15 protein-coding genes and 1 riboswitch are annotated in these 23542 nt (G+C 44.4%); of the genes, 10 read left to right on the top strand and 5 right to left on the bottom strand.

Translation table 11 applies throughout. The annotated features are described in order from the left end of the window. Positions 1-24 precede the first annotated feature (24 nt). The gene (locus tag GVO62_RS15890) at positions 25-4590 is read left to right on the top strand and encodes an EAL domain-containing protein (RefSeq protein WP_159120066.1); all 4566 of its coding nucleotides are present in this window, start codon (positions 25-27) and stop codon (positions 4588-4590) included. Here the strand turns inward: GVO62_RS15890 and GVO62_RS15885 are convergent. After that, entirely contained in the window at positions 4579-5337 is a 759-nt protein-coding gene (locus GVO62_RS15885; RefSeq protein WP_159120065.1) for a hypothetical protein, read from the bottom strand. The two genes, GVO62_RS15890 and GVO62_RS15885, sit on opposite strands and share 12 nt — an antisense overlap. A 108-nt stretch (positions 5338-5445) precedes the next feature. Here GVO62_RS15885 and GVO62_RS15880 point away from each other — a divergent pair, with 108 nt between their 5' ends. From GVO62_RS15880 to GVO62_RS15870, 3 genes are all read left to right on the top strand, one after another. Further along, complete coding sequence (locus GVO62_RS15880) at positions 5446-6315, top strand: LysR family transcriptional regulator (RefSeq protein ID WP_159120064.1); 870 nt, start codon at positions 5446-5448, stop codon at positions 6313-6315. A gap of 62 nt (positions 6316-6377) precedes the next feature. Then, positions 6378-6593: a hypothetical protein gene (locus tag GVO62_RS15875; RefSeq protein ID WP_236547201.1), complete on the top strand. Its 216-nt coding sequence runs from the start codon at positions 6378-6380 to the stop codon at positions 6591-6593. Between the two features lie 93 nt (positions 6594-6686). Further along, positions 6687-7547: a DMT family transporter gene (locus GVO62_RS15870; RefSeq protein WP_159120063.1), complete on the top strand. Its 861-nt coding sequence runs from the start codon at positions 6687-6689 to the stop codon at positions 7545-7547. Positions 7548-7565: 18 nt separating this feature from the next. Here the strand turns inward: GVO62_RS15870 and GVO62_RS15865 are convergent, their stop codons facing one another. Both GVO62_RS15865 and GVO62_RS15860 read right to left on the bottom strand, forming a co-directional pair. Beyond that, positions 7566-8048 carry a DUF6314 family protein gene (locus GVO62_RS15865; RefSeq protein WP_236547200.1) on the bottom strand — a complete coding sequence of 161 codons (483 nt, stop codon included), beginning with the start codon at positions 8046-8048 and terminating at the stop codon, positions 7566-7568. 76 nt (positions 8049-8124) lie between these two features. Then, positions 8125-9999, bottom strand: a complete 1875-nt coding sequence (locus GVO62_RS15860; protein ID WP_159120062.1) for a TonB-dependent receptor plug domain-containing protein — start codon at positions 9997-9999, stop codon at positions 8125-8127. Positions 10000-10311: 312 nt separating this feature from the next. On the opposite strand from GVO62_RS15860, the gene GVO62_RS15855 reads away from it, so the two are divergent. The 6 genes from GVO62_RS15855 to GVO62_RS15830 all read left to right on the top strand — a co-directional run bounded on the left by GVO62_RS15855 (position 10312) and on the right by GVO62_RS15830 (position 18827). Next, entirely contained in the window at positions 10312-12435 is a 2124-nt protein-coding gene (locus tag GVO62_RS15855) for a TonB-dependent siderophore receptor (protein WP_159120061.1), read from the top strand. A 529-nt stretch (positions 12436-12964) separates the two neighbouring features. Next, positions 12965-15202, top strand: a complete 2238-nt coding sequence (locus GVO62_RS15850; RefSeq protein ID WP_159120060.1) for a TonB-dependent hemoglobin/transferrin/lactoferrin family receptor — start codon at positions 12965-12967, stop codon at positions 15200-15202. Between the two features lie 86 nt (positions 15203-15288). Continuing rightward, complete coding sequence (locus GVO62_RS15845; protein ID WP_159120059.1) at positions 15289-16188, top strand: heme/hemin ABC transporter substrate-binding protein; 900 nt, start codon at positions 15289-15291, stop codon at positions 16186-16188. Next, a complete protein-coding gene (locus GVO62_RS15840; protein ID WP_159120058.1) occupies positions 16185-17288 on the top strand; it encodes a FecCD family ABC transporter permease in 1104 nt (367 codons plus the stop codon). The genes GVO62_RS15845 and GVO62_RS15840 overlap by 4 nt, the downstream gene beginning before the upstream one ends. A gap of 14 nt (positions 17289-17302) precedes the next feature. Beyond that, positions 17303-18121 (top strand): heme ABC transporter ATP-binding protein, encoded by an 819-nt coding sequence (locus GVO62_RS15835; RefSeq protein ID WP_159120057.1) that lies wholly within the window; start codon positions 17303-17305, stop codon positions 18119-18121. Next, positions 18099-18827 (top strand): HugZ family pyridoxamine 5'-phosphate oxidase, encoded by a 729-nt coding sequence (locus tag GVO62_RS15830; RefSeq protein ID WP_159120056.1) that lies wholly within the window; start codon positions 18099-18101, stop codon positions 18825-18827. Before GVO62_RS15835 ends, GVO62_RS15830 begins: the two co-directional genes overlap by 23 nt. Positions 18828-19057: 230 nt before the next feature. Here the strand turns inward: GVO62_RS15830 and GVO62_RS15825 are convergent, their stop codons facing one another. Together GVO62_RS15825 and GVO62_RS15820 are read right to left on the bottom strand one after the other, a co-directional pair. Beyond that, on the bottom strand, positions 19058-22213 hold the full coding sequence (locus tag GVO62_RS15825; protein WP_159120055.1) for a WD40/YVTN/BNR-like repeat-containing protein: 3156 nt from the start codon (positions 22211-22213) through the stop codon (positions 19058-19060). Positions 22214-22611: 398 nt separating this feature from the next. Next, positions 22612-23169: a manganese efflux pump MntP gene (locus tag GVO62_RS15820; protein WP_159120054.1), complete on the bottom strand. Its 558-nt coding sequence runs from the start codon at positions 23167-23169 to the stop codon at positions 22612-22614. 9 nt (positions 23170-23178) lie between these two features. Continuing rightward, a riboswitch (yybP-ykoY riboswitch) is annotated at positions 23179-23349 on the bottom strand. Between the last annotated feature and the right edge of the window lie 193 nt (positions 23350-23542).

Here is a 23542-nt window from a genome sequence, read left to right as displayed (position 1 = left end):
CCTTTGCCTCCTCAATAATTGGTTATGATAATAAAAACTATAATATTTGCTGTAGTGTTACTGCTGGTATTCACACGCTCAATGCTTGCTTTTGCCGAGCCAATCGTTGAGTCGCCACGATTTGAGCGTCTCTCTACAGAAAACGGACTCACACAAGATTTTATTAATGACATGCTCGTCGACAGTGATGGGCTCTTATGGATTGCCACTGCAACTGGCCTAAATCGTTATGATGGGCACGACAACAAGCACTTTACCGGGTTAGAGAATGAATTTGCCGATGACGGTATTTACTCACTTTATCAAGACAAAAATAATGATTTGTGGGTAAGTACGTATAGCCGCGGCGTATTTAGGGTCGACTATGACACAGGAAAAAGTAAACGCGAATTAAGCATTAAATACAAGAATCAACCCACTTGGCAGCAGTATGCGTCGCATTTCATAGAAGGCCCGGCGAACTCTATATTTATTGCATTCGATCACGTTATCGTTCAGTTTGACCTAGGTACCAATGAATGGACAACTATCTTCGAGTTATTAGCGCCTGAATTTGCACTCAACGACGACGCTATTATTCGAAGAATAAACTATCACGATGGCGTGTTAATTATAGCCACTTCGGTTGGTTTATATACTTACAATGAATCTACGCAGAAAATAAAGAAAGCTAGTTATTTAGCAGACAAAGAAACCAACAAGGATAAACTCAACGGTAAGCTTCTTCTCCCTGCCTCTAACGACGAGTTGTGGCTTGGCACAGTAGAAGGTCTATTTAAAATTTCCTTATCGTCATTGATAGCATTCGCAAAAGAAGACTTAAAGATTGCGCCCCTCGCGGAAGAAATCATTCCATCTCTTAATATTTGGAGCATGGCTCACCTAAGCGGAGCTGATTACTATATTGCCACTGACAAGGGGCTGTATACCTTTAACTTAGTGACGAAAAAATTAAAACACTTATTTCTTCCGTCTGATTCAAACTTACTCATAACTGATGACGACATCACGAACATCGCTTTTACCCCAGATAAACGCCTTTGGTTAGCTACTGATACATCTGGCGTTTTATTGTGGGACCCAAAAACATTAGCATTCCAGAATGTCTTTTCAGACGGTAAATATCATAATCAACTCAGCAATAACATAGTCTATGATTTTCATGTTCAAGACGAGGAAAATTTATGGGTGGGAACTCACAACGGACTTAATTGGTATAGCTTGAGTTCAGGCGATATGGAACAATTTCTCGTGACCAGCGATGCCAAAGCCGTTGAGTCTTCAGGGACCATTTATATTATCAGAGAAGGGAAAGGTAGCTGGGTATGGTTGGTGACGTCAGAAGGGTTGACCAAGTTTGACTTGAATACGAAACAGGTAATCCCTCTCGGTTTCGATGAGGAAACCAACACACTACTGAGCTCAGGAAAGGCTAACGATATACTTCATTTTACAGAAGATAAGTTCGTCGTTGTTACAGAGGATAAATTTTATCGACTTGATATTAAAAACAATAAGTCTACTCAGGATGAAGTATTAACTGCATCGCTTAACCCAAGCCAATTTTATACATTTTTACCTGAATTCAATAACGAAAAGTCTAGTGTGCTTATTTCCATGACAGGTGCGCTTTGGCGGTACAACTTCATTACCAGTAGCCTGACAAAGGTACATGAAGCAAGGAACGTCCAAGCGGAGTATGTAATCTCACCTACAGAAGCAATAATTGATGATTTTGGTACTTTATGGATAAGTTACCCTGGACACGGTTTATACGGCATTGATGCTACTACGTATGAACATAAACATTTTTTCGACTCGAGTAACTTGCTCCCTACAAATATCGTATTTAGTTTGATAAAAGATGACCACGGAATGATTTGGATGGGTAGTCATCAAGGACTACTTCAGTTGAATCCTAGTACGCTCAGGTTAAAACAGTTCACTATTAAAGAGGGGCTCACCACAAATGAGTTTACATGGGGAGGGCGCAAAGCACTCTTAAACCACAACTTAGTGTTCGGCTCGCAAAAAGGATTTACGCTTTTTGACCCCAGCGATTTCAATACCCAAACCGAAACTTTAAATGATGTATTTATTACAGACATTCGTTTGATATCGAAAGATCTTGAACTCGGTCTAGGCATACAAAATGACAAGAGCATCGTGCTTAGCCATGACGATATAGGTTTATCAATAAACTACTCTGACATGCAATACACCACCACCAAGTTCGGAAAGTATAAATATGAGCTTTCTGGCGCTGTAAATATTTCTTACCCCCCGACTAACTTGACAGAGGTGTCATTCCCCCAGCTAGACCCCGGAGAATATACTTTTTCTGTGGCGAGTTATGATCCAGCTAGCGACGTATCTGGACCAAAGACGCGTTTAAAAATAAAGGTTCAGTACCCCTTATTCGCCTCTCCTTTTGCGTATTTTTTATATGCATTTATCGCCCTGACGCTATCAATGCATATTATGTGGCGAAGGAAACTGAATCGAGAAAACTTACAAGCGGCTCATTTAGATGCGCTGGAAAATAAAAATAGGCTTACCATGGCGCTAAAGGCGAGTAACGCCAACATATGGGAATGGCAAGAAGACTCGAACCTAATTACTCAAGAGAGAATTGAAAGCGAGTTAGGGTATGAAAGAGGAACTGTAGAGCCTACCTTGAAGGCTCACTTATCTCTAATTCACCCACATGACATCACAGCTTTTACGTCTAAGTGGCAAGCCGTAACAAGGGGAGAAAGAAAAAACATAGATATCACCTATCGATTAAAGGCACGTGACGGACGATACATATGGTTTAGAGATGTAGGAGCTCTGGTACTAAGCGAAGTTCTATCCCAGCCTAAAAGGCTCGCAGGCACCTACTCAAATATTGACGAGTCGATAAATACACAGACCAAAGCCCAGCTGTTTGGTGAGGCGTTCGAACATACAAGGGATTGGGTCGTAATCTTTGACACTAATTTTAAGCCTGTAATTGCCAATAATGCATTTAAAGAAGCGCTGGATATTGCTAGTAGCGAAAACATTACAGACCAACTGGAAAGCATCTTCTCCGAGCAAAGGCGTGCACTGCACTGCACCATGAAAAGTATGCGTAAGCTTTTACCCGGCGAGCACTGGAGCGGAGAAGCTGAAATTTCAAGCATTTCTGGACGACGGTATGAGGTCAACATTGGCATTACCGCCGTTTGCAACTCGCAGGCGACAACAGAAATAAGCCGTTACCTTGTCATTCTCTCTGACATTACCAAGCAAAAGCACGCTCAAGATGCGCTAGTTCAATTGGCAAATTATGATAGTTTAACGGGCCTTCCCAACCGTACGCTTTTGTTAGACCGTGTTCAGCATGCTTTTGAGCAAGCGTCCCGCGATCAATCCTCGCTCTGCCTATTTTTTATTGACCTAGACAGATTTAAGCAAATTAACGACAGCCTCGGACATGAAGCAGGAGATACCTTATTACAGATAATTGGCAAGAGAATCGAAAAAATACTTCGAAAATCAGACACTGTTGCTCGCTTAGGGGGTGATGAATTTGTTGTGATGATAGAAAAAATTGAAGCTGAGAAAGATATTGCCCACTTAGCCAATCAAATGATTATTGAACTGGCGCGAAGCGTCACACTAAAAAACCAAATAGTCAGTGTATCGGCAAGTATTGGCATAGCGCTTTACCCCGATGACGCCAGCACGCCCACAGAACTTTTGAAAAATGCAGACATTGCAATGTATCACGCAAAAGAGTTGGGCAGTAATAATTTCCAATACTTCACTGAGCACATGAATGAGCGTGCGCAAACCAAATTAAAACTCGAAAATGCGGTAAAACAAGCTTGTTCGAATAATGAATTCGTAGGTTTTTATCAACCTATTGTTCATACGGCGTCTGGTGCCATTGCTGGGTTTGAGCTACTTATGCGTTGGCCTTCAAAAGATGGCATGACACCGCCAGATGTGTTTATTCCTGTTGCTGAAAGCATTGGAATAATAGAAGCCATGACGCTGCAAGTGCTGGAAAAAGCGTTACCTTTATTAAAGACCTCCGAGTGGATGTCACAGTCACTTTATCTATCGATTAACCTAAGTGCACTGCACATATCAAAACCGGCCAAAATCCAGGAAGTAGTAGAGCTACTAAACGAATACAATATAGCGTCACAAGTCGTAAGGTTTGAAATAACAGAGAGCGCACTTATGTCGGACTATGAAGGCGCGATGAACATTATTTCTTCTCTGAAAAATAAAGGCTTTGTAATAGCGTTGGACGATTTTGGTACAGGGTACTCCTCACTCAAATATCTGAAAGACTTTCCAATCGACATACTCAAAATTGATAAAAGCTTTGTTGATGATGTCGGAAAAGGAGAAGGAAACGAGGGGATCGTGCTCGCTATCCTGCGAATGGCTGAAAGCTTAAATATTTCATGTATCGCCGAAGGTATTGAAACCCAGCAACAAGTAGACTTCTTCAAAGCTCATGACTGCGAATTTTTGCAAGGCTACCATTTTTCGAAACCCATAGACGGTGATAGCCTTCGCGCCATGCTCATCAATACATCACCCCCTTAGACGAACTAAGTGTAATTCAAAATTGCTTGTACCGCTTTCAAGCGTTTTGACCGTGGCTTTGAACTCGGGCGATGTAAGTAAGGTTTCTATGTAAATAGCTTCATTCCATTCGATGATCACAATTTGTTGTGGCGCCACGGCATAAGGGTTGTGGTCGCTTAATACTATATCCTGGGTTGTAGATATCACTTTCCCACCCATGCTTTCAGCTTGTTTCACAAGGCTGTCGATAAAATTATAGTAGTCGTCGGGCGCTTTTGGGTTCACCCAAGCTAGTGAGATTGAGTACACTTTGTTCGTAGAAAATCTCAGCGTTGTTGGCTTATTCACTTCATAATCATAAAGTTTCAGCGCTTTCCACGCATCTCTTCTCAATGCCTTTATTTCGCTAAAAAGCGGTAATGCTTGAAATGATTTTTGCGCTTTTAGTGAAGACCACTGGCTCACTACAAAAACATTCGGGTGAAACGTTCCTATCAAGGTTTTATCAACAACAAGCACGCCATTTTGTGTGTACCCATACTCCTTCGCGGTTTGCGCACCTTTTTTAAAATACTCATCGCGCAGCGGCCGCTTTTCAGCTTCAGTTACCGGTGCAATAAGCTGCATCACAGCACCTGGATTAAAATGCACCGACAACATTTCATCTTTCGCATTTGCGAGAGCGGGCAATGTAAAAAGGGAAGTAACTAAAACGCCCAACATAAAGAACCTTAACACTCTGAATAAAATGGATTTATGCAACATACAGACTCTCTCGTTAATAATTGACTTTGTAGCTATACCGTTACGTTAGCAATTGATGCCCCTCAAAACACGGTTTGTTTTTTGCTCACAATGGTGCATTATCGTTCCATGAAAGATTGGAACGACTACGCATTAATTCTTGCACTACATAGGTCAAGTACCCTAAGAGCCACTGCTGTTGCGATGGGTACTACCCATACTACAGTGGCAAGACGCCTGGCTTTACTGGAAAAACAATATAGCGCCAGTATTTTCGAACGCATTCCTGGCGGGTATCGCGCAACACCTTTTGGAGAGCAACTTGTAGTCACAGCTATGCAAGTTGAAAAAGTTATTCGCGATTCAGAACGGCTTTATTGCGCTAGCAACGAGAAGCTTGCTGGCTCAATAACGCTTTCACTAGGCGAGCCCATGTCACAGTTTTTATTAGCCAAAGAGCTTGGTGAGTTCACTCGGCTTTACCCGTCTATTAATTTAAAAGTAAAAAGCTCAACACAATTCGCCGACTTAGACAAAGGCGAAGCGGATGTCGTAATACGCGGAGCACCTAAGTTACCCGAACACTTAATTGGAAGGCAGCTGTACCAGTTGGGCTTGTGCTTTTATGCACACAAAGATTACTGTAAAAGCACACCTCGTAATGACTGGCGTTGGATTGCGCCATTAGAGAATGAAGTTTGGCCACAATGGCTAGCGCAATCGCCCTATCCAGAAGTGCCTATTGGAATAGCAATAGACGACATTATTTCTCGTTACCACGCTATTTTAAACGGCGTTGGCATGGGAAGAACGGCCTGTTTCATGGGCGATCCACACCCCGACTTGGTGCGATTACCGGGAAGTACTCCCGTATTGCAATACGATATTTGGTTGCTCACTCACCCTGACTTGTATGAGCAACCCAAAGTGAAGTTACTGATGCAGTTTTTAACCGAGGCTTTAATGGCTAAAAAAGCGCTCGTTGAGGGCAGTAGTTAAAGGAAGTTTCAATGTGAAGTTTATTGTGGCAAGAAATTTGAAACAGCTATGGTCAACATTCAGTGAAACAACAAAATTTTGACACTATGCGCCTACCTACTAAGCAACTTATTAATAAAATCGAGAACTTATCACACGGTCTTACGCCAGATCAATTAGCAAGCTTCCTGGATATCATTGACGCAATGACAGCGCTTGTTGAAGAAGCCGGTGAATTTAAAGAAGAGAAAAAAGTTAAATCACCACCCGCTCCTGCTATATCTAGCGCGGTTCACTAATGATTTTCTGTGAGCGTTAAAACAACCTTTAGTTGATTAACAATGCCCATTGCAATACCTTAGCGCGCGTCTTAGTTAGAAAAAGAGAAACGCGTGCTATACCTTGTCGCAGTTACAGTCTTATGGGCATTTTCATTCTCACTTATTGGTGAGTTTTTAGCAGGTGCAGTTGATAGCTACTTCGCGGTATTAACGCGCGTCGCGCTCGCCTTTGCCGTTTTTCTTCCTTTTCTAAAGCCGTCACTTTTAAGTATTAAACAAAAAGCGATACTGGCAATGTTAGGAGCCGTTCAATTAGGGCTGATGTATATCTTTTTCTATCATTCCTTTTTGCATTTATCTGTTCCAGAAGTGTTGCTTTTTACTATTTTCACACCGCTTTATGTCGCTATTTTAAACGACGCCATGTTTAAGCGGTTCAACCCGTTTTATTTGCTATGTGCCCTTATTGCCACCGCTGGTGCAGCTATTATTCGGTTTAACGGTATTAGTGATAACTTTTGGTTAGGTTTTGCCATCGTACAGGGTGCTAACCTATGTTTCGCTTTCGGCCAGGTAGGCTATAAAAAGTTGACCTCAACGTTTCAAGCATCGGTATCTAACCACAATGTGTTTGCTTGGTTTTACTTAGGTGCACTAGCTGTCGCACTGCCCGCTTTCTTTTTCTTCGGTAATTATGACAAATTGCCGCAAGACGGCGAACAATGGGGTGTGTTGTTGTGGTTAGGCGTGGTGGCATCTGGGCTTGGCTATTATTTTTGGAATCAAGGCGCCCTGAAAGTGTCTGGGGGCACGTTAGCTATCATGAATAACGCCCTTATTCCGGCAGGGCTTGTGGTTAATTTGCTGCTTTGGCAAAAAGAGACTGATTTTTCCCGTCTGTTTCTTGGCGGTGCGATCATCGCCTTTGCTCTTTGGATGTCTCACCAGTACAGCAAGAAGCAGCAGTCATAAATCACGGCACAGCGCAAACTATAGAGGACTGTATTCGCTAACCATAGTGTAGTCTTTCCGGGGTCCTTTAACCTGCCACGTAGCGCACCATAATGGCCACGTTTCAAAACGATAGTGCACTACATAATGGTCGTCACCACAAAGGTGATGTGCGTTGGGGTTACTTGTGCTGAAGCTATGAAAATACCGCTTATCATCAAACAAAACATCAAAGACTCCACGCTGGGACTGTTGCCAAAAGTAGCGACGCTCGGCAGACATAACGTTTCCATTAGGCGAGGTTACTTCACCTTGCTCGTAATAATTCAGCGTAGGTTTCTCCCATCCTGAATCCCAACGCAAAGCAGCCTTTCCAATAAAAGAGAAAGTATCGCCGTTTTGCTGGATAATCTTTCGGTGCAAACGCCATTCTCCAGCTAAATCTTTAAGGTCCAAAAGGCCGCCTGAAGAGGTTAATTTAATTGGCTCTTCAGTTTCGGACGATTCTTGAAAGTCGGGCATCACACATACCTTGTATAAATAAAGCGTGAAGCGCTCAGCGATAGCTAATCGCTAACGCGAAGCACTTCACATCAAACTACCAAAAATAGGTCAAGGTCGCAGAATACTGTTCTCCACGACCTGGCGTACCGGGAATTTCTTCAAAGCGCTCATTCCATAAATTATCCACGGCCAATACTAGGTTTAACCCTTCAAACTGAGCCGGTGAATAGGTAAGGGTGGCATGCGAAAAGAACGCAGCGTCACTGCCGTTTCTAAGCGCATTGGTTTCCTGTTTTCTCCATTCGTTGTCAATGCGAACTTCAACCGTGTCAGTTGCAAACCACACCAATCCGAGGGTTACGCGATGTGGCGGATAGTTGAGCGCGTAAAAACTCGCATCCACACCATCAATTCCATAGTCTTCCGACTTATCTAAATAAGTATAGCTGGCAACCACATCAGCATTATCAAAGCGCTTAATCGCAATAAACTCAACACCTAGCGTCTCTATATCAACGGGGTTGGCGCTACGTGCTGAGGTTGAATCAAAACTATAAGTCCAATCGGTAAGTTCATTATCCCAGCGATAAAAAAGCGCAGTATCAAACTTCCACGATTGCTTATCAAACGAGGCGCCAATTTCTAGGTTTTTACTCACCTCTCGCTTAAGCTGGTTATTGCTTCTGAACAAGCCGCTTGTGGTGCTTCCGCCAATTGCCGTATAACCCGCCACTTGCGTCGCTTCCGCATATGAAACATAGAAGGTTCGAGATGCATGACGATCAAGTTGGGTTAGCCAACTAATATCGCCTACAACAGACAGTCGGTCGTCGTCGCGGTTCGTATCGTCAAACGCCCCACCTAAACGAATGGTGAGCGATTCATTGCTGTTCAACTTAGCTCGATACTCGGGCACCACACTCACTTTATAGTAATCTCGAGAGGTGAAATTGTTTTCTAACGTGGTTGATTTGATGTCGTCTGCAGTAAACTGTGCTGAGTAGTTGATACCAAAATCTTGCGATAGGTTGTGAGTGCCAGAAAGTGCGAGTGACTTCACTTCGGTTTCGTGAAACGCCTGAAACGCTTCTGGATTTTCTCGTGAAAATACATAATGGTCGTCGTTTTCTCTGTAGTAGGCAGAAACCTCGACGGTATTTTCCATGCCCTTTTCACCATATCCCTGTCTATGATTTAGCATGACCAAACGGGTTTCAATGTCTTCCATTTCATTTACGTTGAATGGCGTATACAAATTGGGCCAACCAAAGAACTTTTGTTGGAAACCATAAAATAAGTCGGTTTGCGAGCGCTCGCTTGCTAACTGAACACGACCAGACGCACGCTCAAACTGGTGATCACCATTGGCAATGGTGCCATCACTTTCAGAGCGTGAATACTCTCCTTCAATCCCCACAGACCAAGCAGGATAGCTTTCAAGGAGCATAGTTGAAGCACCATGAACACGCTGCAAATTAAAATTATTATTACCTGCACCTATTGATACGCTGCCGCCTTCTTGAATAGGTTTCCAAGCGAAGGACACCGTACCAACAGAACTATTAACACCGTAAAGCGCGTTATTAACACCAGTGAAAATACTCGGCTTCGTCAACATTTCTGGCGCAATAGGAATTTCAGCGAAATAGTGCCCCGTTTGTGGGTCGATAAGCGTCGCACTTCCCACTCGAAAGCCCGTATTTTCAAATATACCGCCACGAATGGTGACGTCAGCTTGAGCCTCTGCCATATTCCTTGACTGTAAATCGACCCGCGGATCGTACTCCAAATTTGAAATTGGCGAGTTGAACGTACCTACTGGCTTGTCGTTAGCAGTCGCCGCCCCTTCAATCGTAATTTTTTCAACGTTTGCTTCCGCGGTTTCTGTCGAAATAACGTCTGCGTTTTCCGCTGCTAAAACTGATAAAGGAAGCGCAGATAAAAATAAAGAAAGTGTTTTATGAAACATTAAGTGTCCTAGCTCCTATTCGGTAAAGCTGAACCTTTTCCAAACACCTGATATGTACAGATGTCTCACAGGTGCTATCACCGAAACTGACTTTTCTTAAGTCGATTTATATAGCGTATTGTAATTTATTGTTAAGTGTTGGCTTATCGCTTAAATAAGGACGCGAAGTGTATAGTATATGTGAGCCTAGGAAAATGTTACTTCACTGAGTTTAGACCAGTCTCCAACTGTAAATCACCTTGCCAAAAGAAACGAGATAACATAACATTCGCGACCTTTGCAAAACCTGTTGAAAACTCGTCAAACCTGCTTATGCTTAACATTAAAACACCGTTTGTATTTTCCTTAATTGCAATATCGGTAAGTGCCGCTGCGCAAAGTAATAAAAGTTCCCTTAAAGATGCTCATGATGAACTTGAACACATTGAGGTAAAAAGACACTTTCAGCCATACCGTGGTAATGTACCGCTAATCGACACCCCACAAGCAATCGACAGAATTACCGCGGATACGTTAGCGAATGAAGGGATCACGCGCTTCATCGATGCGCTAGATTTTGCGCCCACCATTGTTAGACAAAACAACTCTGGCGGCATGTTCGATAGCTTTGCTATTCGTGGCTTTTCTGGCGATGAAAATAACCCGTCGGGATATTTAATAAACGGCTTTAACGTGCGTGGTTACAGCGGTAATAGAAGCACAGTTAACGTTCAAACTATTGAAGTAATGAAGGGGCCCGGCTCAGCCTTATATGGTCAAGGGGAGCCTGGCGGCACCATTAACGTTATTACCAAAAAACCTCAGTTTGAAGAGCAAGGCTACATCCAGGGTACCGTAGGTAATTTTGATAAAAAACAAGTAGAGTTTGATTACACGAACGGCATTAATTCAGATATGGCGTATCGTGTTAACGGTTCATACGAGGACTCCGATACTTATCGCGATAACGTATTTTTCAAGAATTTGAACCTTAACCCTTCATTTATCTGGAATATTTCTGATCACACCAGCTTAAGCTATCAAATGGAAATCTTAGACCAAGAGAAACCACTTGATCGCGGTGTGTTCATATTGAATAACGACTTTGACGCCATAGACGCGGAAGACTTCTACGGTGATATCAGAGACGGTGGCCATGAAGTTAAAGCCTTTGGGCATCAGCTAGTGTTAAATCACGAATTGAATCACAACTGGCATTTACTCAGTGGCTTCGCCTATAGAGACTCCTCGTTTGAAGGGCAGTCTTCAGATACCGAACTGTCGGAAGGCCGTCAGCTTTTGTATACCGACCCATCTATACTTTCAAGGCAACGCAGAACCCGTGACTATCAAGCGCAAGACTTATCACTACGCTTTGAATTAAGTGGCGTGGTAGACGTGGCTGGCTTTGTAAACAACGTCTTATTTGGTTTGGACTATTACAACTACCACATCGATACAGACTATCGTCGTTGGCGCACTGCGTGGGGTGCTGGTGATACCACTTATAGCATCAACCCTGAAAATCCAGACTACACTATCTTCAGACCTGACGTTACGCCCACTACACTCACAGCTGAAAAGCAAAAAGGGTTAGGTTTCTACGCACAAGATGTAATAGAACTAAGCAAAGCAACCAAGCTTTTAATTGGCTTTCGTGTGGACAAATTCGAGCAAGACATTTTCAATAAGTTAAGCAATGAAGGGCAAAAACAAGACCAAACGGAAGTGACGCCACGTTTCGGTTTTGTGTATGAAATCAATGACGCTGTGAGTCTATACACTAGCTATGCAGAAGGTTTCAGACCCAACCCCGGACTTGATTCAGACCGCAACGCGTTTGACCCAGAAGAGACCACCTCTTTTGAGGTAGGTGCTAAGTGGGAAAACATTGCTGATATGTTTTCTGGTAGCGTCGCTATTTTTGATGCTGAAAAGACCAACATGCTTACCGCTGAACCTAACACTGGCTTTTCAGCTACGCTCGGTGAAGTTGAAAGCCAAGGGGTAGAATTTCAGTTAACGACTGACCTTACTTCAGACATTCGCCTTGATATGGCCTACGCGTACATAGATGCTAAAACCGCGAACGAAGTCAATAACTTGGATTGGGGCGTGCCTATTCCTAAAGGATCGCGCTTAATCAATATTGCCAAGCATTCGGGGTATATCTCACTTAATCATTTCACCAGCGTATTTGAAAAAGAAGCGTTCTTTGGTGTGACTATGCGTTACGTGGGCGACCGCTTAGGGCAAACCACAGGTCCAACATTCATCTTGCCGTCTTACACGCTTGTGAACTTAGCAGGGTCTGTGAATATTAGCGAGAAGCTCGCTATGAGATTTGACGTGAACAACCTGTTCGACAGAGATTACTTTGAGAACTCATACCATCAGCTTTGGGCCATGCCCGGCTCACCGACTAACTATACGGTGAGCGTTAATTACCAGTTCTAGGGCGTGTTGATCTTTACTGTGCACTCTTGCAGCGGTTTGTGCGCCATTTAGGCAAGGCGACTGTTTTCAGGTCTAGTGGGCCTAAATCAAAAACAGTCAACGCAGTATAAATGGCGCACAAGCGCTGCCCTAAGGGGGCGTCATGAAAGCCGGACGCGTTTTATCACTTCTGACTTTTCGGTGCACCAACTTGTGCAGGTGTGTCCTTTTCCAAATTTGTTCCAGTTTCTATCTCTTAAGCCTAATGCCCTCTTCGGCAATTATTTTGTGCCGTCAAAATTAAATTTTGTTCACAAGTCTGTTTTTAGGCCTTGTTTATATGAAATTTGTTAGCAGCCTAAATCTTCTGCATACGCCTTGCTGACGGCATTTCGAGCTCTCAAAATTCACGGAAGTCATTTCGGCCTATCCACGGTTCACCACAAAAAAGTTTACTAAAGCTATTTGAATCCCGAAAACTTCGTGTTAATTTTATGCGAATAATAATAGTTCTCATTAACATCCTCATTGATTGTAGGGTTAAACACATATGAAATTTTCTAAAATCGCACTCGCTTTACTGTTTTCTGGTATTAGTTCCGCCTCAATTTCAGACACATTCGAAGGCGCTAACTTCGAACAAATTACCGTTAGTTCCTCTCGCTTCGACACCGACATAGATGAAATCGCCTCTAGTGTAAGCGTTATCGACTCTGAACAAATGGATAAAATGGTAGCAACCGACATCCGTGACTTGGTGCGATTTGAACCCGGTGTGGTTGTTGAAGGTGGCGGGCGCTTTGGATTGTCTGGCTTCAATATCCGAGGCATTAATGCAGACCGCGTGTTAATGCTGCTTGATGGCGCGCCTATTGCCGATGAGTTCAGCTTTGGCCCTGGGTTGTCAGCTCGCCGCGACTTCATTGATGTGGATATGGTAGATCGCGTTGAAATCATTAGAGGCCCCGCATCTACATTATATGGAAGCGACGCAATTGGTGGGGTGGTATCGTTCATCAGTAAAGATCCTAATCAGCTTTTAGCTGACCACGAACAAGTGGGGGGGCGAATAAAAGTTGGCTATGCGTCCGTTGCCAATGAGTGGATGACAAACGCACAGCTATATGGCAGAAACAGTGATTGGCAATGGCTTTTAAACGCTACCGTGCGAAACGGTTCTGAAACAGAGAACTATTTTGATGACGAAGGCACAGGCCTTGAACGCAACGCCACAAACCCGCAAGACAATTCAACGGAAAGCGCACAACTTAAACTTATCTATCAACCAAACGAAGCTCACCGACTCGAGTTTCTTGCTGACTACCTGCGAGGCGAAACCGAGACTAACGTATTGTCGCAAGTCGATACTTTCGTGCGAGGTGTACGTATTACAGAAAGCCGTGGTATTGACGAGCGTGACAGAACACGTCTTCAACTAAATCACACTTATAGCAACGAAACGACCTTGTTCGATAAAGTGCTGACACGCGTTTATTGGCAAGAAACAGATAGCGTTCAAGGAACGCGTGAAGGGCGTTTTGGTGCTGCATCAAGGCAAGAGCCAACACCCGTACAGTTAGGCAGAACCCGTGATAGTAAATTTAACCAAACAGTTGAAGGGGTAATTATGCAGCTGGACAAGCAATTCACTACAGGTGATGTAAAACACCACCTTATTTACGGCAGTGAACTTCAATATACCAACAGTGAAGCGCTGCGAGAAGGCACTACATTTGTGGCCGGAACTGGCGCCATAGTGCCAGAGTTCTCGGTGTTCCCTGCGAGAGACTTTCCTATTTCAAAAGCAAGAGAACTGTCGTTTTTCGTTCAAGACGAAATATCGCTACTAGACGGTAAACTTACGCTAAGCCCAGGTGCTCGCTACGATGAATTTAAGCTAGTCCCTTATCCAGACGAAATTTTCATTAATGCGAACCCAGGTGTTGATGTAGTGCCGTTTGAAGATTCACAGCTGTCCATGAAGTTAGGTGCGATTTACGATTTGAACGACTCAACCAGTGTATGGTTGCAATATGCAGAAGGGTTTCGCATTCCACCATTCGATGACTTAAACGTGGGCTTTACCAACTTCGCAGGTGGCTACACGTCACTACCCAACCCAAACCTAAAACCAGAAAGTGTTGAAAGCTGGGAAGTAGGAGTAAGGCAACGCCTTGATGCAGTTAAATGGAGCGTAAGTGCTTATCACAACAACTACGATAACTTCATAGAATCTAGAGCGACGGTTGGCTTCAACCCTACTACTCAGCTGCTCGAGTTCCAAGCCACTAACCGAGATTCTGTGGTTATTGAAGGTATTGACGCGCAATTTACCTGGTTCTTGGGCGAGTCTGTTTCCGGCCTAAACGGCTGGGAGCTACAAGGCGCTTTAACGTGGTTAGAAAGCGAAGATGAAACCACGGGTCAAGAAATTGAGTCAATTCTTCCACCGCAAGCGGTAGTGGGCATAGGTTATACCGACAGCAACGACATTTGGTCGGTTGAATTTATTGGTACTTTTGTACAGCGCTTCGACTCACAAAATCAGCCTGAAGACCCTGCTGAACCTCGACTATTTGAAGCACCTGGATACGCACAATTCGACTTGTTAGCCAACTATAACGTAAGCGAAGATCTTACGGTAAATCTGGGCATCTTCAATATTTTCGACCGCAAAAGCTGGAGCGGAACCGAGGTGCGCGGCCTAGAAGTAAGCGATGCAACAAACGTCAACTTCCTTACTCAACCGGGCATTAACGCGGCGATAAATGCAACTTATTCATTCTAACTACGTGCAGTGAACACCTACGCTGCCTATTAGGGCGGCACAGGTGTAACTCAGCACCTATTTAGCCTTTATCAGGAACTAGATTTATGAGAAAACAGCAGCTACTTTTCTACACTTTTATTGGTTTAGTATTTACGTTTAGTACCCATGCCAGCGCTAACGCCATCAAATCAGAAACGCCCAATACGCAGGAGCTCAGTTCAGAAGAAACTGCACACTATCAAAAACTAATCACCGCAGGCGGCACCATTACTGAAATTGTGTTTGCCTTGGGAGCTGGAGAGCGTGTTATTGCCGTAGACCAGTCAAGTCAGTACCCCGAAGCAGTGAAGCAGTTGCCAATGGTGGGCTACTACCGAGAGCTAGCTGCAGAAGGCGTTCTGTCGTTTGCGCCTGATAAAATATTGGCCATTGAAGGTGTTGGTAGAGAAGAGGTAATTAAACAAATAGAAAGTACCGGTGTGCAGGTAGTTGTTTACAACAAACCCAACAGTACCGATGGGCTTGTAGAGTTAATAAAACAGCTTGCTGATGACCTTGGAAAAGCTGAACAGGCAAAACAGATTATTGCCAAGTTTAATGCATCGCTGCCTAGCGAAACTGCGAATAATACCCCCTCCGTCAAAGCTGTATTTCTATTGTCGGCGTCAGACCGCGGCCTTATAGCGGCAGGTTCTGAAACGGTTCCTCAATTAATTTTCAACTACGCCGGAATTGAAAATATAGCGTCTGAGCACACTGGATTTAAGGGCATCAATAATGAAGCGTTGGCATTACACCAGCCTGACTTCTTAGTAGCACCGCGTCATGTAGTTATGGGTGCAGGCGGTAAGGAAAAGTTTTGCCAAAGCCCAAACCTATCACTGCTTAAAGCTGCGCAGCAGTGCAAGCTACTGGTAATGGACTCGCTTCAGTCTTTAGGTATGACACCAAGGCTAGCAGATGCCATCGCTACTGTTAAAAACTATCAGCTTGAAAACCTATGAACACGTTAACTTTTTCAGCACGGTCGCAACGGCCAGCTATTCAGCGCAGCTGGTTTGAAAGTCATCAAAGAAAAGTTGGGTTTTGGCTAGCAGGCTTAGTGGTTCTATTGCTTTTAGCCAGCGTGGCGTCGTTAAGCTTTGGGCCTGCAGGCTGGGATATTCGCTTTGCTATAGCTTGGGCGTTGCCCGACAGTTGGCACACTATTAGTCAGCTGCAGCTAAACATCATAAGTGAAATACGTTTACCCAGACTCTGCCTAGGCATGTTAATAGGTGCAGTACTTGCTCAAACAGGCGCTGCTACGCAGGCTTTGTGCAGAAACCCGTTGGCCGATCCGTCTGTTATCGGCGTGAGTTCAGGCGCAGCAGTTATGGCTGTCGGAATGATTGCGCTTGGGCCTCTACTGCAATCAAAGTTTGGCCTTAAAGCCGAGCTGCTACTTCCCTATGCAGCTTTCACAGGTGCGCTTACAGCAACGCTTTTGGTGTATCAGTTCGCTAAAAGCGACCAAGGGGTGCAGGTAACGTCACTTATTCTTGTTGGAGTTGCCATGAATGCGCTTGGTTTCGCGCTTATTGGCCTATTAAGTTTCTACTCAGACGACAGTTCGCTGCGCTTAATTAACTACTGGACTATGGGGTCTCTGGCAGGCGCTAATTGGTCATCACTGGTTCAAGCTATGCCATTACTGCTTATAAGCCTATTAGGGCTATGGAGCAAAAGGCATCAGATGAGCCTACTCCTACTTGGCGAATCAGAAGCCAAATACATGGGCGTAAATATAAAGCACCTAAAAAACCAAATTGTTGTTTTTGTTGCCATGGGTGTTGGGGCAGCGGTGGCATTAACAGGGTTGGTTGGCTTTCTTGGCCTTGTTATTCCGCATCTTTCCCGCCTATTGGTGGGAGCAAACCTTAAATACATGATGCCTGTAAGCATGCTGCTGGGAGCACTCGTGCTTTTGGCATCAGACTGGATTGCCAGAATTATTGTTACGCCTGCCGAGCTACCCATAGGCATAGTAACGGCCATCATCGGCGCGCCGGTGTTTATTTGGATGCTAAGGCGCCAACTAATGCCAAGCCGCGACGGTTATTAATAAGGAGGGTAACCATGGCAAATATACTTTCACTTAATAAAATAACGGTAAAGCGCGGCCATAAAAGCGTGCTAAACAACATAAGTTGCCAAATTCCGGCTGGCAAGTTGGTGGTGTTAGTTGGCGAAAATGGCGCTGGTAAATCAACGCTCATTCACACAATGGCAGGTAATCTAAAATACCAGGGCCAACTTACTTTTAAAGGAAAGCCGGTAAGCGAGTGGGGAGAAACTGAGCTAGCAAGAGTCCGCTCTGTAATGACACAGCAAAGCGCGCTTAACTTTCAACTGGGCGTGCCTGAACTTATTGCTATGGGACGCTTTGCTATTAACGAGCCGGAGCAGCAAAAGCATCGGCGAGTGGCTCAATTCATAAACCACCTCAACTTACAGAAATTGGCCAACAGACACACAGGCCAACTGTCAGGAGGAGAGCTTCAACGGGTAAACATTGCCCGCTGTTTTGCTCAGCTAGATGCCTTCAAAAGTGAGAATGAAAGTAAGTTGCTGCTGCTTGACGAGCCAACATCTGCTTTAGATCTCAACTTTCAGCATCACTTAATGCAGTTGGTGCGCAAATTTACCAGCATGGGCAATACCGCCATTGTCGCCATTCACGACTTAAACCTTGCTTCGCTGTATGCCGATGAAGTTCTGCTACTAAGCGGTGGTGAGCTTATGAATTACGGCCCTAAAAGCGCGGTACTTACACCCGAATTCTTAGAGCCTGTGTATCGGACTAGCATGCATGTACAGCCTCACCCAGAACTAAAAATACCAATGATATTTTCTCAACCCAAGGAGATCCTTAATGAGAACGCAAGCATTAACTGACGCAAAAGCATTACTTCGCGCTTGTGAAACGGGCGTTATTTCAACCATTTCATACAACTTACGTGGGTATCCGTTTGGTTCGGTTTCCCCCTTTATTAGTTGCAGTGAAGGTAAGTTATATTTCTACATAAGCGATATTGCGCAGCATGCTAAAAATTTAGAAAAAGACAGCCGCATGAGCCTAACGGTGTTTCACCAAGCACAAGAGGGCGATCAAAATGCGCACGGCCGAGTAACCCTTGTAGGCGACGCGACGCCACTTAAAGGTGATAAAGCCGCAGAAGTGCTTGAGCAATACGTACTGCGTTTTCCTGAAGCTGAGTCTTACAAAAAAGCTCACGACTTCAAAGTATGGCAGATGGACGTTATTCGCGTTCGCTTTATCGGAGGCTTCGGTAAGATATTTTGGTTAGAACAAGAAGAGTGGAATGCCACGGCAAGCCCATGGGACTTTTCTTCTGAAAAGAACATGATTGAGCATATGAACGACGACCATCAAGACGCGATGAGCTTAATTCTTACGCACCACCACGGTATAGAAGACGAAGCACCCACGATGATAGGCGTCGTTACCGACGGCTTTTATATTCGCTCGAAAGACAAAAACTATTACGTGCCTTTTGAAAATGTGTGCAGCAAACAAGAAGATGTGCGCATGGAGCTAGTTAGGTTAACTAATCGCGCAAGAAAAGCGCAGGCCGCTTAGCTTCAAGGTAATTAGAAATAAAAAAACGTTTTAAATGAAAGTGACGTTGCCAGAAAATTTTTTTGAAAATTATAAAAAGCCGCTTTCTATTTCGAAAATTTTTTATTTAGACAGTGTTTACTGTCGCACGAGAGGCAAGTTCAAAAACGAAAATAAAAGCCAGAAGCGTTTTCATCGCTTCCGGCTTTTCAATTTTATAACTCTAGCAAATGTAAGGGTTGTTTGCCTCGTTATAAACTCTCTAAATCAAACGCGCCTTGCTTTGAGAGCTTTTCGTTTAATGGCTTCACTTCTTCACCAAATAAGGTTTCTAGCTGTACTTTATACTGCTGCCACTTTGACTCTAAGTCTTCCAACCGTTTTAGTGCACCAGCTTGTGCAGGCGCGCCCGTTCTGTCGAAGTTATCCATCAAAAAACGTACTTGTCTGTCGAGCATATTCGGCCAGTTAATGTCGTCTTCGAAAGTTTGATGTTTTGGCTGAATAACCAAAGCTTCCCAATCGTCAATTGCACTAACAATGCGCTCGATTGAAGCCGATACATCGCTTGCCAGCATTACGTTATCTTCAGACACACCGTTTAATTGCGCTCTAACATCACGGGCTTTTTGCAGGTGAGCGAACAAATCATTCAGTAAGGTTTCTGTAGCCTGAATGCTCTTTTCAACCACTTGAAGCTGCGCTTTATCTGCCTCTTCTCTTGGGTCAGGAAGCACTTTAAACGCGCGTGTCTGCGACTGTTCACCTACTGTGATTTTCGCTTTGTAGTCTCCAGGCATAACACGGGCGCCGTTCCAACCGCCAAACAGTTTTACATTCTCAATACAGTTCAACGGCTCACGTCGAAGATCCCATACAAATTCGTTATAACCCGCCTTTGTTGCGGGATGTTTAAATTTGATAGGGCTGCGAACATCCTCATTACCTTTAGCGCACTTCTCAAATGCACTCGGAGCTGAGGATAAGGTACGAACCAACTCATTGTCTGCATTAAATATATCAATACGAAGCGTTTGCTCTTCTTCTAATTCATCCTTCAAATAGTACCGGAAAGTTGCGCCACGCGGTGGATTCTTCGCTTGTGGCTGGTCAGTCATGCCACCGCCAGATAGCAAGCGAATGCCATCAATGGGTTCAAACTGGAACAGCGCTTCGTTATCTAGCGACTCATGCACTTCACGTAGCGGGCTAATGTCATCCAAGATCCAAAAACCTCGGCCTTGGGTTGCAACAACTAAGTCATCGCCTTTTACCTGCATATCGGTAATCGCCACAGGCGGAAGGTTTAAGTCCAGCTCTTGCCAGTGTTTACCGTCGTCGAAGCTAATAAACATACCGCTCTCTGTACCCGCGAACAACATACCTTCGCGCTCTGTATCTTCGCGTACTACGCGAACAAAGGCGTCCTCTGGTAGGCCTTCGTCAATACGCTTCCAGCGCTTGCCGAAGTTGTCGGTTTTGTAGATGTAAGGTGTGTAGTCATTTAACTTATAGCCTGCTACCGCAACGTAAGCTCTGCCTTCTGCATGAGGGCTAAGTTCAATGGCATTTACCTGTGCTTCTTTTTTGTGAGGGGTAATATCTTTCCAGTTTTTACCCTCATCGCGGGTAATATGTAGCTTGCCGTCATCGGCCCCCACCCAGAGTTCACCTTTGTTAACCGCTGATTCTGCAATATAGAAAACCGTATTGTAGTATTCAGCTCCAGCTTGCTCATTTGTTATTGGACCGCCGTTGAGCCCTTGTTTTTCAGGCTCGTCACGGGTTAAGTCTGGGCTTATTTCCTGCCAATTCACACCCCGGTCGGTGGTTTTTAAGATCATCTGCGTGCCATAGTACACGGTGTCAGGATCATGCTTTGACACTATCACTGGGGCATTCCAGTTGGTACGGTATTTTTGATCCCGTGCGTTTCTACCAAACACATATTCAGGGTATGGCATGATGGGGCGCGTAAGCCCGGTATCGCGGTTGTATTCAGTGAGTGTACCATTGATGGTAGTTGCGTAAATAAGAGTTGGATCGTCTGGGTTAAACGCAATGTGTGCACTTTCACCGCCGCCCACAGAAAACTGATCTTCTATTCCCATACCGTCTCCCCAGGTTTCAGATGGGGTTGCCATGGTTGAGTTATCTTGCTGCCCACCATAAACATAGTAAGGGTTTAAATTGTCGGTAATAACGCGGTAAAACTGCGCTGTTGGCTGATTGTAAATGCTTGACCACGATTCACCGCCGTCGAAGGTAACGGTTGCGCCACCGTCATTAGCGTTGATCATGTTTAAGCTATTTTCAGGGTTTATCCACATATCGTGTGTATCGCCATGGGGTAACGAAACCGTCTCGAAGGTTTTGCCGCCATCAATAGATTTGTGCAGCTGCACATTCATCACATAAAGGGTGTTTTCGTCGTTTGGGTCAACTTCGATGTGGTTGTAGTACCACGCGCGGGCTTTGAGGATATTATCGCCGTTCATAAGCGACCAAGACTTACCAGCATCGTCACTGCGATATACGCCGCCTTCATCAGCCTCGATAATGGCGTACAGGCGCTTCGGGTTAGACGCGGCAATATCTACACCTACCTTACCAATAAGCGTAGGCAGCCCTTTTTCTAATTTGTCCCAGCTTTCACCGCCATCTGTTGACTTATAAAGGCCACCGCCCTCACCGCCTGATTTGATAAACCAAGGCGTTCTGCCGTGATGCCACATGCTGGCATAGAGAATTCTAGGGTTAGTGGGATCGATTGCTAAGTCAGCGGCGCCGGTATCGGCATTCACTTTTAACACATGCTGCCATGTTTTACCGCCGTCTATCGTTTTGAATATACCGCGCTCTTCATTAGGCCCCCAAATATTGCCTTGTACCGCCGCCCAGGCTATGTTGGGATTTGTTGGGTGTACGCGAATTTTGGGGATTTGACCGCGTTTATCTAAACCTACCAGTTTCCATGTTTCACCGCCGTCAGTAGATTTATAAATACCTTTACCGTGGCTAGTGGTTACGCCTCGAATAGGGCCTTCACCCGTACCTACGTAAATAACGTTAGGGTCTGACGGGGCAACCGCTATAGAGCCAATACTGCCCACTGTGAAAGTTTTATCAGATAGGGCTTTCCACGATAACCCCGCATTTTCGGTTTTCCAAACACCGCCACCTGCAGTGCCCATAAAATAAAGGTTGGTATTGTCTTCAACCCCCGTAACCGCTACCGAACGCCCACCGCGATAGGGCCCAATAAAGCGATACTCCATTTTATCGAAAAGTTCAGGGTTAACGGTATCTTCAAGTGCGAATGCAGAATGCGAGAAACTAGAAAGTGCGCTTGCGCAAATAGCAAAAGCTGCCACCATTTTCCGAGAAACCAGTCTCTGTGAAACCATAGATAGTGCCTTGTCGTGTTTTTTATTTTTAATAATAAGAGGCTCTTATACTGCTTTGTTAGAAGCGTTATGGCAAAAGTTTTTGTTGGACGTGTTCTTCACTCGTTTGAAGCGCTGACGATATCGACGAAATATTCAATGCAGTTTCCTTTATGATGGCGCAGTTAGAAAATAACCACCGTTGATGGAACGGGGCAACGGGCTGTCTCAAAACGAGAGCGCCGATTCCCCCTGAACATAACGATCTCAACAACCCCATGAAATTTAACACGTCAGTGATTACGCATTAGCGATTAAATACCGCACAAGAAATTTCTACAATCACAATTTGAAGATAAGCGACAGTCTTTAATGACACACAAACTGCTGAAAAAGTGCACAACAAAGATCAACACGCCCTAGAGTGTGTGACTCGCGAAGATCCAAATACCAACCGAAACAAGCACAATGCCACCAAATGTCTCTGCTCGTTTACCTATCAATGTTCCCATAACACTGCCCAACATAATGCCAATAGTTACCATCGAAAAAGTGGCTATTCCAATTAACGTCGCAGCAATAGCAATATTTACCTCAATTAGCGCGAGACTTGCACCCACTGCCATTGCGTCGATGCTTGTGCCTAACGCAGTAATACACAACAAAATAAAGGATTGCTTTTGAGACGTTGACTCTTCTTCGGCAGGTTTCAGGCTCTCGAGTACCATATGAATACCTAAACCAGAAAGAATGATTAGTGCAATCCAATGATCCCATGCTTCAACGTATGAAGACGCTGCGCGACCAATGAACCAGCCTATAAACGGGGTTGTTGCCTCTATTAGTCCGAACAAAAGGCCAATTTTAAGGGCAAAACTTAAATGAGGGCGGTTGATTTTGACACCTTTGCCAATCGCGGCGGCAAACGCATCTGTTGACATAGCAAAGGCTAGCAAGATAAGAGCGAAAATACTCATAGTTTTAGAACTCCGGCCAGGCTAATTGAGTCCACGACAAATCCACACGCCTGACTTTTAAGCGTGGACTTATCGATGGTCTCGCCAACCAAGAGGTGTTTGTACCATGGTAATGTGACCAATTATGTTGATACAAACTTTTCCATTTGAAACGGAAACAGGCTACTCCCCAACCGAGGTCGCCACGGTAATACAGTCGCTAAAAACTAATCAAGTTGATTGCGACAAACTGCCCAACTTAAGATATAAATGACGGCATGCTCACCCTCTCTCGATTACACATATTCCACCAGTGGTCATACACTCAATTTTATTAAGTGTTGGCAACCCAGTATTTTTTAAGCGTTAAGTTTTGTTCCTCTCTCCTACTCAT

The organism is Alteromonas sp. KUL150 (assembly GCF_009811475.1).
GTDB lineage: Bacteria > Pseudomonadota > Gammaproteobacteria > Enterobacterales > Alteromonadaceae > Alteromonas > Alteromonas gracilis.
Note: the sequence above shows the minus strand (reverse complement) of the source record. Positions and strands in the feature narration are given on the sequence as shown.